Below are 13,157 nucleotides of genomic sequence, written 5' to 3' on the forward strand. Positions count from 1 at the left end.
TTTCCGGCGGGGCCTTTTGAACCGTTCGATCGCTTTTTGACTTACGCGCGCAAACAGTCCGGCAACCCCGCTGGGAGCCGCTTTGTTTTCGTCGTGCGTTTAATCGAGCGAATCATGGGCGGGGAAATTAGCCGACGGACGACGGGTCTGTAAAGGGCCAAAGTACACAATCCCCGAAGGCCTATCGCGCAATTCCGCCCTTTCTTTTACTTAAGTAGGCCCCGGCGAGCGCTGCCGGGATACCAAGGCCTAGTCCCAGGACCCGCACCCAGGTCGGTACTCCGGTGGAAAACGGGATGCTGATGGCGACCCCGAGGACGCCGAAGGCCAGCGCGTTGTAGTACGGCAGCGTCGGAGCCAGGCGTGCTGTGAGATAGCCACCAACGACTGTCGATGCCGTCCCGAGAACCAGCGCGGTGAGCAGGTAACCTGCGTCCTCATTCAGCGCGGCCAGCGCAGCCTCGATCTGTTCCTTGGGCGCGTCGAGAGGGGGCCCGCCGAACATCGCGAACAGCACCAGGCTGGACACGAAATCGATGCCGAAGACGGCGAGGGTCGCGAGCACGATCGCCTTGATACTGATGCCTTGCATGAATCCGTGGTGCTTGTCTTGAGGATGTACCTCACCAGTCTGACATTGTTCGTCGTACGCCTGCGTGACTTCGGCGTGACGCCCGCGGATTTGCAGGGGCAGTCCTCGCGCACTTCGAATACCATCGCGCACCGTCGAATACCCGCACCGCGATGAAGCCGATCCTCAACGCCGCCGCCTACAAATTCCTGCCGCTGTCCGACCTGATGGCGAAGCGGGATCGGTTGCGCGTGCTCTGCGAGCAATGGCAACTCAAGGGCTCGATCCTGCTCAGCCCCGAGGGCATCAATCTCTTCGTCGCCGGGGAAGCCGATCAGGTCGAATCGCTGCTCGCCGAGCTGCGCAGCTGGCCCGGCCTCGCTGACCTGCAGCCGAAACTGAGCGGTACGGAGGCCCAGCCGTTCCGACGCATGCTGGTGCGAGTGAAGAACGAGATCATCGCTTTCGGCGTCGAGGGCATCGATCCCTCCCGGCACACTTCCGCCAAGCTGCCGGCGACCGAACTGAAGCGCTGGCTCGATGAGAAGCGCCCGGTGACGCTGCTCGATACGCGCAATCGCTATGAAGTGAAGCTCGGCACCTTCAGGAATGCGCTGCCAATCGACATCGATCACTTTCGCGACTTCCCCGCGGCAGTGGCGCAGCTGCCCGCGGGGCTCAAGGAGCAACCGATCGTGATGTTCTGCACCGGCGGCATCCGCTGCGAGAAGGCCGGTCCGTTCATGGAGCGCGAAGGCTTCAGGCACGTCTACCAGCTCGAAGGCGGCATCCTGAAGTATTTCGAGGAGTGCGGCGCCGCGCACTACGAAGGCGAATGCTTCGTGTTCGATCAGCGCACCGGACTCGACGCGCATCTGCAGCCGACGCAGTCAGCGCAATGCTTCAAGTGCCGCCTGCCCCTGACCGAAGAAGACCAGCGTCACGAACATCATGTGCCGGGCGAGAGCTGCCGCTACTGCTATCGCACGCCGGCCGAGAAAATGACGAGCGTGCTCAGCGCCCGCCACGAGGAAGTGAAGCGGATCATCGATCCGCTGCCCGGCAGCCAGCCGCACGATCACTTCCGGCCCGTCAGCATTCCGGCTGAATGCGACGGGCAACGACTCATCGAAGCGCTGTGCCACGTCGTGAAGCACGTGCCCGAAGAAACATGGCTGGAGCGTTGCGCACTCGGCCTCGTACTCGACGCCGACGATCGCTCGTGCGAGCCGCACAGGATCGTTCATGCCGGCGAGCGCTATCGCCACAAGTTCCCGGCGGTGATCGAGCCGGACGTGAACATGCGGCTCGAAATCCTCTACGAGGATGAAGCGCTGTTCATCGTGAACAAGCCCGCGCCGCTGCCCATGCACGCGGGCGGCCGGTTCTATCGCAACACGCTCAAGTACGTGCTCGATGCGCTCTACGCCCCGCAGAAGCCGCGCCCGTCACATCGACTCGATGCGAATACGACGGGTGCACTGGTCGTTGCGCGAACGCAGTTCATCGCGAAGAAGATCCAGACGCAGTTTGCACGCGGTGAGGTGGAGAAGCGCTATCTGGTGCGCGTCCACGGCCATCCGACGGATGACAACTTCGCGTGCGATGCACCGATCAGCGTCGATGCCGGCAAACTGGGCTCACGCTTCATCGATCATGAGAGCGGCCTGGCCGCACGCACCGAGTTCAGCGTTCTCGATCGCCTCGCTGATGGCTCATCGCTTCTCGAAGCTCGCCCCCTGACAGGACGCACGAACCAGATTCGCGTGCATCTGTGGCATCTCGGCTTCCCCGTATGCGGCGATCCCGCGTACGTTCGCGGCAAGGAGCTTGGGGACAGCCAGACGCTGGACATCAATGCACCGCCACTGTGCCTGCATGCGTGGCAGGTCAGCTTCGAGCATCCGCTGCATCGGCAGACCGTGACGTTTACCGCGCCTCCGCCGGGGTGGGCGTCTGTCACTCCGGCGTAGCGTCTGTCACTCCCGCGAACGCGGCCACGCTTTGCCTGGTTCAGATGGATTCCCGCTTTCGCGGGAATGACGGCATCTGTCACTCCCGCTTTCGCGGGAATGACGGATCGCTGTCGCGATGACGTCCGGCTGAAGCCGGACCCACAGCGACGCCCCTCTTCCTCCCAGCTAACCGCCAACCGCCAACCGCCAACCGCTTCTCCTCAGTGCTTCCACTCCGCCTGCAGCACCTCGGCGGCGTCATTCTCCAGCTTCACCTCGATCTTCGTTTCCTTCCCCGCGGCATCCGGCCCGAAGAACTCGTAAATCACGACGCCGTTGCCCTGGTCGCTCTCGATGATGCGGGTCGGCGCGAACTGCGCATTGGCTCCCGTGAGTGCAGCCATGACCTTCGCAGGCGCGTCAGCCGCGACGATGTCGCGCTGAATCTCGACGACTTTCCAGACGCCGTCGACTTTCGTCAGGTCGAGCTCGATCTCCGCTCCGTTGAACGTGCCCTCGACATCGTAGTAATCGTTGCCGTTGCGCTGCTCATGCTCCGCTTCCGCGACCTGCATTCCCGGGCGTGCGGCTTCGACTGCCGCCAGCACCTCCGGCGGCACTGACGAAAGATCGACCGTTTCCTTCCCTGTCGCATCGACCTTCTGCGCCGGGGCGGCCGCGGGCTCGGATGCCGGCGCAGGTTCTTTGCTGCAAGCCGCGGTCATCAATGAACCCGCCAGCACACACGAAACGAGAATGACCTTCGAGCTCATGGCATCACCCGCGGCAAGCAACAGGGGCCCGCATGCTACCGCACTGCCGTGTTCTTCTGTCCATCGTGCCACTTGATTCCCGTGCCATTGCGCACTGAAACTGCGCACACGTCGGCCAAGAACGTCACGAGGCATTCAACGTGTCCACCCCCGATCCGGTTCTCACTGCTGCCGTGGCCGCACATCAGGCAGGCCGGCTGCAGGAAGCGATCGATGGATACGAAGCCGTCCTCACGAAGCGGCCCGATGATCCGGACGCGCTGCACTTCTTCGGGATGCTGCACTTTCAACTCGGCCGCGGGATCGACGCGGTACGGCTCATCGGTCGTTCGCTCGACCTGCTGCCGACCAATCCCTATGCCTGGAACAATCTCGGCAACATCCTCGTGTTCCAGGACAAGTTCAAGGAAGCCCGCGAGGCGTATCGACGCGTCACCGTACTCGCACCGCAGATGGCGGAAGCCTGGTTCAACCTCGGCGTGTCGCTGCGTGACGCCGGCGAGTTCGAAGCCGCCGTGAATCATCTTTACGAGGCGATCCGCCAGCAGCCCAGTTTCATGCGGGCCTACGAAAGCCTCGGGCAGTTGCTGTATCGCGTCGGCGATTTCGAACGCGCCGCGCAGGTGTATCGCGACTGGCTCGCTCGCGACCCTGACAATTCCGTTGCAAGACACATGGCGGCTGCAACCTCCGGCATCGATGTACCCACACGAGCCGACAGCGACTACGTCGCGAAGCTCTTCGACAAGTATGCCCGCCACTTCGACATGAACCTCAAGGAGCTGGGTTATCGCGCACCTGAAGTCATCGCATCGACGCTGGCGCATTGCCTCGACGGCAGTTCGTTCAAGCCTGTCGTTCTCGATGCGGGGTGCGGCACTGGTCTCTGCGGTCCGCTGCTGCGGCCCTTGTCAACGACGCTCATCGGCGTCGACCTGTCACCCAAGATGGTGGACCTCGCTCGCGAACGCGGCACGTACGACGAGCTCGTCGTTGCAGACCTTTGCTCGTTCATGCGCTCCCGACCGCTGGCTTTTGAAGTCGTCGTCGCGGCGGACACGTATGAGTACTTCGGCGATCTGAAGGAAGTGAACGAAGCCGCGGCGATGGCGCTGCAACCGGGTGGGCTCTATCTGTTCACCGTCGAGGCGCTGCCGGAAGACGCCAACAAGGACTACGAGCTCCTGATGCACGGCCGCTACGCTCACCGCCGGGGCTACGTGGAGCAATCGTTGCTCGATACCGGATTCGATGTGATCGACCTGAGACTCGAGGTGCTGCGAGCGGAACGAATGCAGGATGTCGCGGGCTTGCTGGCGATCGCGCGCAAGCGGGTCCAGCAATGAGCACGCTGCACAGTTCGCTCTATGCCATCGCCCTGATGAGCTGCGTGCTTGGTTCGTTCGTGACGCGAACGACGATGCGCGGCTCTCATTACCTCATGGTCTACCTCGCGCTGGAATCTCTCGGGTTCATTTTCGAATGGCTGATGCTCCATCCCACATCACCGGGAAAATCCCTGTGGCTCGGCCTGCTGATGTGCGTGTCGTTCCTGCTGGCTCCCTGCGTCTCGCTGTATGCGCGCGAGATTACCGAGCGGCCCCGTCCATCCATCAGATCGCTGTCCACGGGCGAAGTGTGCGTCATCGCCGGCGGAATGCTGCTGACATTGCCGCTGATCCAGGCGTCACACTTCGGCCCCGACTATGCCGAGGCGGCCGGTTCCACGAACCAGCTGCCGTGGTCGATGATTCACGACCATGTTCGTTTCGGCGGCGATGTTTCTGCTGCAAGCGCCCTTCTATCTTCGTCAGTGCCTTCGACGCATGCGCTTGCACGCGGACACTGCTTCCCCGGCCCAGCTCGGGGCACTGCGGATTCTGCTGCTGGCCGTGGCCCTCAACTGGTTCGTGAGCCTGCTGCGGATTCTTCATTGCGTCATCCTGGGTAAGGACACTGGCCTCGGGCTCGTATTCGCATTCATGGAAGTGGGTGTCACGCTGTGGGCCATCTTCTCGCTCCTGCAGCCCACCACCGACGCGATGCAGCTGCCGGCGATCGCCCGCATCGATACAACACAGGCCGCGGCGAAGTACGGCCGGTCGGCGCTCGATGCCACTGCCCGCGCCCGCATCCAGCGCAAGCTATCGGCGGCGATGACAGATCTGCGGTTGCACCGGGACAGCGCGCTGAGCCTGCGAGCGCTGTGCGATCACATTCGCGAGAATCCCCACTACGTCTCGCAGGTCCTGAACCAGGACCTGGCCACGAGCTTCCACGACTTCGTGAATCGCCAGCGCATCGACGACGCGAAGGTGGCGCTCCGATCGTCCCCGGAGCGGCCGATCCTCGAGATTGCCCTCGACGTCGGCTTCAACTCCAAATCCACATTCAACGCGGCGTTCCGGGCGCACGCCGGGATGACGCCCAGCGAGTACCGGCGCCCTCAAGCGGCGTCGCCGCTTCCATAAGACCGCCAGAACGATCGCCAGCGACGTCCGATCCGGACGGATCGGTCGCCCGACCGCACTCACTGATCGATGCTGCCCCGTCGTTTCACTACGGGGACATGGCGATGCGATTGCTGCGATCGGGCTGTCTGGTGTTGCTGCTGGTGGGCGCAACGATTCCTGCACTCGCCACGGAGAAGGCGGGCGCAGTGGCCGACCTGGAGCTATCCTCCCCGAGTCTCGAAGAGAACATCATCGGCATCGACCCGGTGCGGCGAATCAAGATCTACCTGCCGCCCGGGTACGACACGAGCCGCAAGTCCTACCCTGTCATTTACTACTTCCATTCCGTGTTCTGGAGCAATCGCCAGATGTTCCAGGACGGTGGCGTCCAGCGCCTGTTCGATCGCGCAATCGCCGAAGGCACGATTCCGCCGTTCGTTTTCGTCGCCGGCGATTTCACCACGCCGCACGTGGGCACCTTCTTCGGCAATTCGCCCGTCTCAGGTCGCTGGATCGATCACATCGTCGATGAGATCGTCCCCGCGATCGACGCCCGCTTCCGCACCATTCGAACGCCCGCCGGGCGCGGACTGGCGGGAGACTTCCTGGGCGGCTACGCAGCGCTGAAGCTCGCGATGATGTACCCGGACCGGTTCAGCGCCGTCTATGCGCTGCATCCGATCGGCACATCCGGCGGACTCATTCCCATTTCCTCGCGGCCTGATTGGGGGAAGATGAATCGCGCCAGATCGTGGGACGATCTCGCGGATGACGGGCTCTCGCAGGTCTTCATGGCGATGGCGCAGTCTTACCTGCCGAACGCACAGCGCCCGCCGTTCTACTGCGACCTGATGGTTGAGGCGAATGGCGGAACACTCGAACTCGATTCGACCCATGCCGAGCGTCTGCAGTCGCAGTTCCTGCTCGATCGCCTGCTTCCCCGCTACGCGCAGAACCTGAAACGCCTGGCCGGAATCCAGTTCGACTGGGGGCGTTACGACGTGAACCAGGATCACGTCGCGGCGAATCAGTCGTTCACACGCCGGCTCGACGATCTCGGCGTGCCCCACTACGCCGAGGAATATCGCGGCAACCACTACGAGATGAACTGGAGCGAGCACGGACGCGTGGAGGATCGGATGCTGCCGTTCTTTGCGCGGCTACTGGCGTTCGAGAGATAGGGAATGAGAAGAAGCCGGCCGGCTCCCCACTCCAATCGCCCTCAGGTAACGATCGAAGGAACGCTCCACCGCCTCCCGCGCCCCTCCAATGATGTTTCGTCCCCACGTGTAGCCGAACACGTCGTCGAACTCGAGGCCGGCGATCTTCTGCCGCATCGTGCGCACCGCATCGGGATGCAACGGAATGGCATTCGGGTAGCTGTACATGAACGTCACGTGCCGGCGATCGAACACCACTTGCAGCGCGTCGCCCGGAAAGAGCTGGCCCTTCGGGCGTCGACTGTCCTGCCAGTGAAGCGCCGTGCTGCCCGGAAAGTGTCCGCCGCAACGGATCAGTTTCACGCCCGGTGAAAACACGTGCTCTTCGCCACCCCACAACCGGATGTTCCGTGAGCCGCGACCCACCCACTCACGATCCGCTTCATGCAGGTAGATCGGTACGTCCCCGAGCGCCTCGCTCCAGTCGACCATCGACGAATAGAAATGCGGATGCGAGATCGCGATCAGATCGATGCCGCCCTGAGCACGAATCCTGTCCACGGCCTCCTGCGTCACCAGCGGCACGCACTCCCAGAGGATTCGATGAGTCGCGGTCGGCAGCACGAATGCCCGCTGGTCGATGGCAAAGGCCGGCGACATGCCGACGCAAAGAATCCCCTGCTCGTCGTCCAGACGGTTGCCGTGCGTGCGACGCAATTCATCCTGGGTCGTCCAGCGTTGTCCTCCCCACCCCACGTATTGCCGCTCGTCCATGCAGATGGGGCACTGTTGAGGATGCGGCGTCGGCGTCTCGTACTGGGTGCCGCAGGTTGCGCAGATCGGGTGAAACATCGGTGATCCCTCCGGATCGATCGGGCTCGTGTCATCGCGGCGCCAGCATGCGATGATCCGTGGACCCCCAGAAGGTCCAGATCCAGCGACTTCCATGGAACCAATTTTCGAGCTGCCGATCAGCGTCCCGCCGCGCCGGTCGCGCAGTCGACTGCAGGCGCTGCATCGTCAGTTGCGCGCGGCCATCGTGGAGGGCCGCTTGCAGGCCGGCGTTCGACTGCCACCGACGCGTGTGTTCGCCTCGACGTATGGGGTGTCGCGCAACACGGCAATCGCTGCCTACGACCTGTTGCTGAGCGAGGGTTACGTCGTCACGCGCCAGGGAGGGGGTACGTTTGTCAGCAATGCGCTGCTGAATCGATCGGCGAAGACGCCGGTGCGCGCGAACAAGGACGATGCCCGGCTCAATGAATTCTGGCGCACTCGTTCGCCTGGCGCTCCGGAGCCGGCACCCCGAATCCACTTCAGGCTCGGCGTGCCGGAGCTGTCTCTCTTCCCGTTCGACACCTGGCGCCGACTGTCGGCTCGGGCATTGCGCACCTACTCGAAGATACCGGTCTCTGGTTACGACGATCCACGCGGACGCCTCGCCTTGCGGGAAGCGATCTCGAAACACGTGTCGTTCACGCGCGCCGTGTCTTGCGAGCCGGACGATATCGTCATCACAGCGGGCGCGAAGCAGGCGTTCGATCTCATCGCGCGGATTCTCGTTACGCCCGGCCGTTCGGTGGTTGCGCTCGAGAACCCTGGCTATCGACCGCCGCGCCTTGCGTTCGAAGCAGCCGGCGCGAAGATCGTGCCGGTTCCCGTCGACGAAGAAGGCATCGTCGTCACCAAGCTGCCGGCAAACGCGCGAATCATCTGCGTCACACCGTCACACCAGTATCCGACTGGGGCGGTGATGTCCGCGCCGCGACGCACCGAGTTGCTCGCCTTCGCGCAGGCGCATCAGGCCGTCATCATGGAAGATGACTACGACTCGGAGTTCCGCTTCGGAGATCGGCCGCTCGATGCGCTGCAGACGCTCGATCGCTCATCATCCGTGTTCTACGTGGGCACGTTCTCGAAGAGCCTCTTTCCTGCCCTTCGCATCGGATTCATCGTCGCGCCGCAGTGGGCACGCACCGCGCTCGCCGCCGCAAAACAGAATGCGGACGGCTACTCTGCGATTCAGCCCCAGGAAACGCTCGCGGCATTCATCCATGAAGGCCATCTTGCACGACATGTGCGTCGCATGCGCCGCATTTACGACGATCGGCGCAGCGCGCTGCTGGAGCGGCTCGACCGCGACTTCCCGTGGTTACGACCGATCCCCGCTGCAGCAGGACTTCATCTGGCCGCGCTGGTGGCGCCCGGTGTCGACGTCGACGCGTTCATCGCGAAGGCACGTGAATCAGATGTGGGCATTGAAACGCTGCGTATCTATCAGTTTCAGAAAGCGACCGCTCCTGGAATTCTCTTCGGCTACGGCGCGCTCGGCGAAGCAGCGATCGTCGAGGGCCTGGCGCGACTGCGACGGATCTCAGTGAAGTCGCGATCCCGGGCCTGATGTCCTTCTGGACCATGCACCGTGCGTACGTCTCATTTGCCCTGACCGGCCGCTCGTGACGCAGCTCGCACTTCGTCGCGCACCCGCTCCGGGAACGCAGGGACGAAACGTGAGGCGCTTCCTGAAATCGCAAAGTAGGAGATCTCGACACCCCAATTGAGGGCTCCACCTCACTGAAAAGCCGCGCCTTCATGCCGATCTTTGGGGCTCATGGAGAAACTGTTTCACGAGGTTTCCAAGTGACCCGGATCGGCATCGTCCTGAGCGCCTGCTTCGCCCTGCTCTTCGCGGCTACGAGCCGTGCCGAGTCGTTCGACGAAGCCTGTGCCTCCCTGCCGTCGCTCCCGCTCGCGACGGTTTCGACCCTGCCGATCACCATCGACAACACGATCCGCGGCGGCGACATTCACCGGATGACAGTCGAAACCACCGGTGCAGCGAGTCTCGGTAAACGCGCGACGGTCGGCACGACCTTCGCGACCCGCACGTGGGAAGCGTCGTATGGATTGAGCATGTTGCACGACCCGGTCTCGGGCCGTGTCTGCTACCGCCCCGCAATCAATGTCACGGTCGGCTACGAGCCGCTGCAGATTTCCGTTGCACATCCCTTCGAAGCCGGCAGCTGTGCGTTCGATGCGATCGTCGAGCACGAGCGCGAGCACGTGAACATCTACTCGCAGTTCCTGTCCAGCGCATCGCATTCCATCGAGGCAGAGCTCAGGCAGCGCATCGCGGGTAACGTCCGCTACGCACCCAGCCTCGATGCCGCCAATGCGCAGATGCGCCAGTTGCTGCGTTCTCAGGTCCACGAGATCGTGCGCAGCGAGATGGCCAAGGGCCAGCCGCAACACGACGAATTCGATTCGATCGACGAATCGTTGCGCTTGCTGAATGCCTGCAACGGCGAAATCCGCCGAGGCCTGTCCCGCGAAGTGCTGGCGCTGAAGTAACGCCCTTAACGCTGCGTCTCGCGCGACGAGACGTGATTCAGCGCGATCACCCATTTGCCGTCCCGCTTGCGCATCAACCGCGTGTTGATGCCGTTCTGCGGACTGTTCGGCCGATCCAGCCGGTAGCGACTGATGAGCTGCGCTGCGTCCGGTCCCAGCAACTCGATCCGGATGTCGTAGAAATGCAGCGTGCCGCGGCCGTCCGGCGACTGTCCGTAGTCGCGAATGTAATGGTCGAGCGTCCCCTGCCAGTCCTTCTGGAACTCGCCGCGCGACACGAAGATCACGTCCGGATTGGCGAAGCCTTCCATGTACCCACGGAAGTCGCCGCGATTCCACGCAGCTTCCATGCGGCCGATGACTCCACGGATCGCCACCTTCTCGGCTTCTGCCTCTACGTCGGCGAATGTCGCGTGGGAGACCAGTGCAAGCGCCAGCAGTGCAATCGATCGGATCATGGGAGCACTCGGGAAAGTTGGGGTGTGCCCAATACTAGACCCGAAGCCCCTGCATGACTAAGCGAGCGAGAAAGGAAGTTGCCGCAGGCGCTTGCCCGTCGCGGCGAAGATCGCATTGGCAAGCGCCGGAGCAACCAGGGGCGGCGACAGTTCGCCGGAACCGTGAGGCGCATCGCCTGGGTTCTCGATGAAATGCACTTCGATCCGCGGGCACTCGTTCATGCGCACCACCGGAGTGTCGTTGAAGTTGCCGTTCATGACGCGACCGTTCTGGATGTCTATGCCGCCGTAGAGTGCAGCGGTCAGGCCCCACACGATGCCACCCTCGATCTGCTGGCGCAGACCGCTCGGATTGATCACGCGACCGACATCGACAGCAGCCACGGCGCGCTCCACCCTGATGCGCCCATCGGCGACGAGGACATCCACGACCAGTGCGGCGTAACTGTTGCCGTGCATGTAAGGGAACACGGCAATTCCCTGTCCGCGGCCTTTGCCTTTCTTGCCGCGACCCCAGCCGCTCTTGTCGGCCGCGAGATCGAGCACGCGCCGCAATCTCACGCGACTCAGCTTGTTCGAATGCCCTACGTCGACTTCATCACCTGACTCAAGCAGCTTTGCACGGAAGCGGTAAGGATCAACCCCGGCAGCGACCGCGAGCTCGTCGATGAAACCCTCCTGGCCGAAGGCCCAGTTGTTCGCGACGACCGAGCGCCAGGCTGCGCTCTGCACGATGCTGTCCGCGTGCAGGCTGATGAAGTCATAGCGGGTATTCGGGATGTCATACGCCATCCACGGCATCTCGTTCGCGGGATCGCCCCAGAACGTCCGCCCTTCACGATGGCCCCAGGCTGCGATGCTGCCCTTGTCATCGAGGCGCGCGCGGTAGTCGGCGTAGTAGAAGGCATGGAACCCGTCGTTCCGGATGTCGTCCTCGCGGCTCCATACGACCTTCACAGGAATATTACCGGCGGCGAGAGAGACCTTCAGCGCTTCGAGCGCGACGTCCGGATAGAAGCGGCGGCCGAAGCCGCCACCCGACGGCAGCGCGTTCACGGTGATGCTGCGCGCCTCGATGCCGAACATCTGGCTCGCGCGAGCGACGATGCCCTGCGGTGCCTGTGAACCCACCCAGACTTCACATCGATCGCCGCGATGATGGGCGACACAGTTCATCGGCTCCATGCACAGGTGGGCCTGGTACGGAAACACGTAGGTCGCGTCCAGCGAACGACCCGCACCCGCAAGTGCGTTCTTGTCGCCCGTCGATCGCAGCGGATCACCCGGCGGCTGTTTGAACTTCTCCTGCACGTGCTCCATCCAGCTCTTCGAGCTGAACTTCTCGTTCGCACCGCCGTTCCATCGCACTTCCAGCGCATCGCGTCCCCGCATGGCGGCCCAGGTGCTGTTCGCGATGACGGCAACGCCGTCTTTGATCGTGAAACCGGTTGCCCCTTCGAGCTTTCCGTACGGAGACAGGAAGCCTTCGACCGGAACGACCTTGATGACGCCAGGCACCTGCAGTGCGCGTGTCGCATCGAAACCGGCGAGCTTGCCGCGAAAGACGGGACAGCGCGCGATCGCGGCGTACTTCATTCCATCGACCTTCACGTCCATCGCATAGCGATGCTGGCCGCTCACGATCGCGGGCGCGAAGATGTTCGTCACCGGCGTGCCGATGAGCTTGAAAGTTTTCGCATCCTTCAGCGGCGCTTCGAGCTTTGCGAACTCGGCATCGTTGTAGGTTGCGGGCAGCGACGACAATCGATCTGCCGCGAGGCGCGCGAGCTCGCCGAACCGCAAGACCTTCCCGCTGGTCGTATTGCGGACCGTACCGTCGGCAACCGCACAGATCGATGCCTCCACCGACCATTGGGCAGCCGCCGTGTCGATCAACGCCTGTCGCGCAAGTGCGGCAGCCCTGCGGATCGGCAGGTACATATCCTTGACCGTCGTGCTGCCGCCGGTGCCGCTCAATGCGTAACGCGTTTGTCCGGTGTTCGGAAACTCCACCGTCACTCGCCGGAAATCTACCCCCAGTTCTTCCGCCATGATCATCGCGAGACTCGTCGCGACGCCCTGCCCCATTTCGTGCTTGATCGACAGGAAGCGGACTCGGTCGTCCGGATGGATCTCCAGGAAATAGGACAATGCGACCGGATCACTTGCCGGCACCACGGAGCCCGCAACGTCACGCGCCAGCGCGGCAGGCATCGAGCCTGAGACGATGATGCCGCCGCCCGCCATCGCTGACAGTTTCAGGAATTCGCGTCGCTGCATTGCCATCGCCACACCTTTTCAGCGCCAGGGGATCACGAAACCCTGCAGTCATCCCCGTGCACGCGGGGATCCATCTTGAGAAGAATGGATTCCCGCCTGCGCGGGAATGACGCGGGCGGAGACCTCTTAGCGTAGCGGCCACGATGGCCCGGCGGG

At 63.1% G+C, this 13,157-nt stretch carries 12 protein-coding genes; 7 read left to right on the forward strand and 5 right to left on the reverse strand.

What is annotated here, in order from left to right; genetic code table 11:
- Positions 1 to 181 precede the first annotated feature (181 nt).
- Positions 182 to 592: a hypothetical protein gene (locus HNQ60_RS24930; protein WP_184335487.1), complete on the reverse strand. Its 411-nt coding sequence runs from the start codon at positions 590 to 592 to the stop codon at positions 182 to 184.
- 152 nt (positions 593 to 744) lie between these two features.
- Here HNQ60_RS24930 and trhO point away from each other — a divergent pair, with 152 nt between their 5' ends.
- The gene (trhO, locus tag HNQ60_RS24935) at positions 745 to 2,544 is read left to right on the forward strand and encodes an oxygen-dependent tRNA uridine(34) hydroxylase TrhO (protein WP_184335488.1); all 1,800 of its coding nucleotides are present in this window, start codon (positions 745 to 747) and stop codon (positions 2,542 to 2,544) included.
- A gap of 203 nt (positions 2,545 to 2,747) precedes the next feature.
- Here trhO and HNQ60_RS24940 read toward each other — a convergent pair whose 3' ends face one another.
- On the reverse strand, positions 2,748 to 3,299 hold the full coding sequence (locus HNQ60_RS24940; protein WP_184335489.1) for a hypothetical protein: 552 nt from the start codon (positions 3,297 to 3,299) through the stop codon (positions 2,748 to 2,750).
- Between the two features lie 140 nt (positions 3,300 to 3,439).
- On the opposite strand from HNQ60_RS24940, the gene HNQ60_RS24945 reads away from it, so the two are divergent.
- The 4 genes from HNQ60_RS24945 to HNQ60_RS24960 all read left to right on the forward strand — a co-directional run bounded on the left by HNQ60_RS24945 (position 3,440) and on the right by HNQ60_RS24960 (position 6,933).
- Entirely contained in the window at positions 3,440 to 4,645 is a 1,206-nt protein-coding gene (locus tag HNQ60_RS24945) for a tetratricopeptide repeat protein (protein ID WP_184335490.1), read from the forward strand.
- Positions 4,642 to 5,250: a hypothetical protein gene (locus tag HNQ60_RS24950; RefSeq protein ID WP_184335491.1), complete on the forward strand. Its 609-nt coding sequence runs from the start codon at positions 4,642 to 4,644 to the stop codon at positions 5,248 to 5,250. The genes HNQ60_RS24945 and HNQ60_RS24950 overlap by 4 nt, the downstream gene beginning before the upstream one ends.
- Positions 5,192 to 5,770, forward strand: a complete 579-nt coding sequence (locus tag HNQ60_RS28190; protein ID WP_184335492.1) for a helix-turn-helix transcriptional regulator — start codon at positions 5,192 to 5,194, stop codon at positions 5,768 to 5,770. Before HNQ60_RS24950 ends, HNQ60_RS28190 begins: the two co-directional genes overlap by 59 nt.
- A gap of 104 nt (positions 5,771 to 5,874) precedes the next feature.
- Positions 5,875 to 6,933 (forward strand): alpha/beta hydrolase, encoded by a 1,059-nt coding sequence (locus HNQ60_RS24960; RefSeq protein WP_184335493.1) that lies wholly within the window; start codon positions 5,875 to 5,877, stop codon positions 6,931 to 6,933.
- On the opposite strand, the gene HNQ60_RS24965 is transcribed toward HNQ60_RS24960, so the two are convergent.
- The gene (locus HNQ60_RS24965) at positions 6,913 to 7,764 is read right to left on the reverse strand and encodes an MBL fold metallo-hydrolase (RefSeq protein WP_184335494.1); all 852 of its coding nucleotides are present in this window, start codon (positions 7,762 to 7,764) and stop codon (positions 6,913 to 6,915) included. The two genes, HNQ60_RS24960 and HNQ60_RS24965, sit on opposite strands and share 21 nt — an antisense overlap.
- A gap of 94 nt (positions 7,765 to 7,858) precedes the next feature.
- Here HNQ60_RS24965 and pdxR point away from each other — a divergent pair, with 94 nt between their 5' ends.
- The gene (gene pdxR / locus HNQ60_RS24970; RefSeq protein WP_184335495.1) at positions 7,859 to 9,313 is read left to right on the forward strand and encodes a MocR-like pyridoxine biosynthesis transcription factor PdxR; all 1,455 of its coding nucleotides are present in this window, start codon (positions 7,859 to 7,861) and stop codon (positions 9,311 to 9,313) included.
- A 239-nt stretch (positions 9,314 to 9,552) separates the two neighbouring features.
- Complete coding sequence (locus HNQ60_RS24975; protein ID WP_184335496.1) at positions 9,553 to 10,263, forward strand: hypothetical protein; 711 nt, start codon at positions 9,553 to 9,555, stop codon at positions 10,261 to 10,263.
- Between the two features lie 5 nt (positions 10,264 to 10,268).
- Here HNQ60_RS24975 and HNQ60_RS24980 read toward each other — a convergent pair whose 3' ends face one another.
- The gene (locus HNQ60_RS24980; protein ID WP_184335497.1) at positions 10,269 to 10,721 is read right to left on the reverse strand and encodes a YybH family protein; all 453 of its coding nucleotides are present in this window, start codon (positions 10,719 to 10,721) and stop codon (positions 10,269 to 10,271) included.
- A gap of 57 nt (positions 10,722 to 10,778) precedes the next feature.
- A complete protein-coding gene (locus HNQ60_RS24985) occupies positions 10,779 to 13,001 on the reverse strand; it encodes a xanthine dehydrogenase family protein molybdopterin-binding subunit (protein WP_184335498.1) in 2,223 nt (740 codons plus the stop codon).
- Positions 13,002 to 13,157: the final 156 nt, after the last annotated feature.

The organism is Povalibacter uvarum (genome assembly GCF_014202975.1).
GTDB lineage: Bacteria > Pseudomonadota > Gammaproteobacteria > Steroidobacterales > Steroidobacteraceae > Steroidobacter > Steroidobacter uvarum.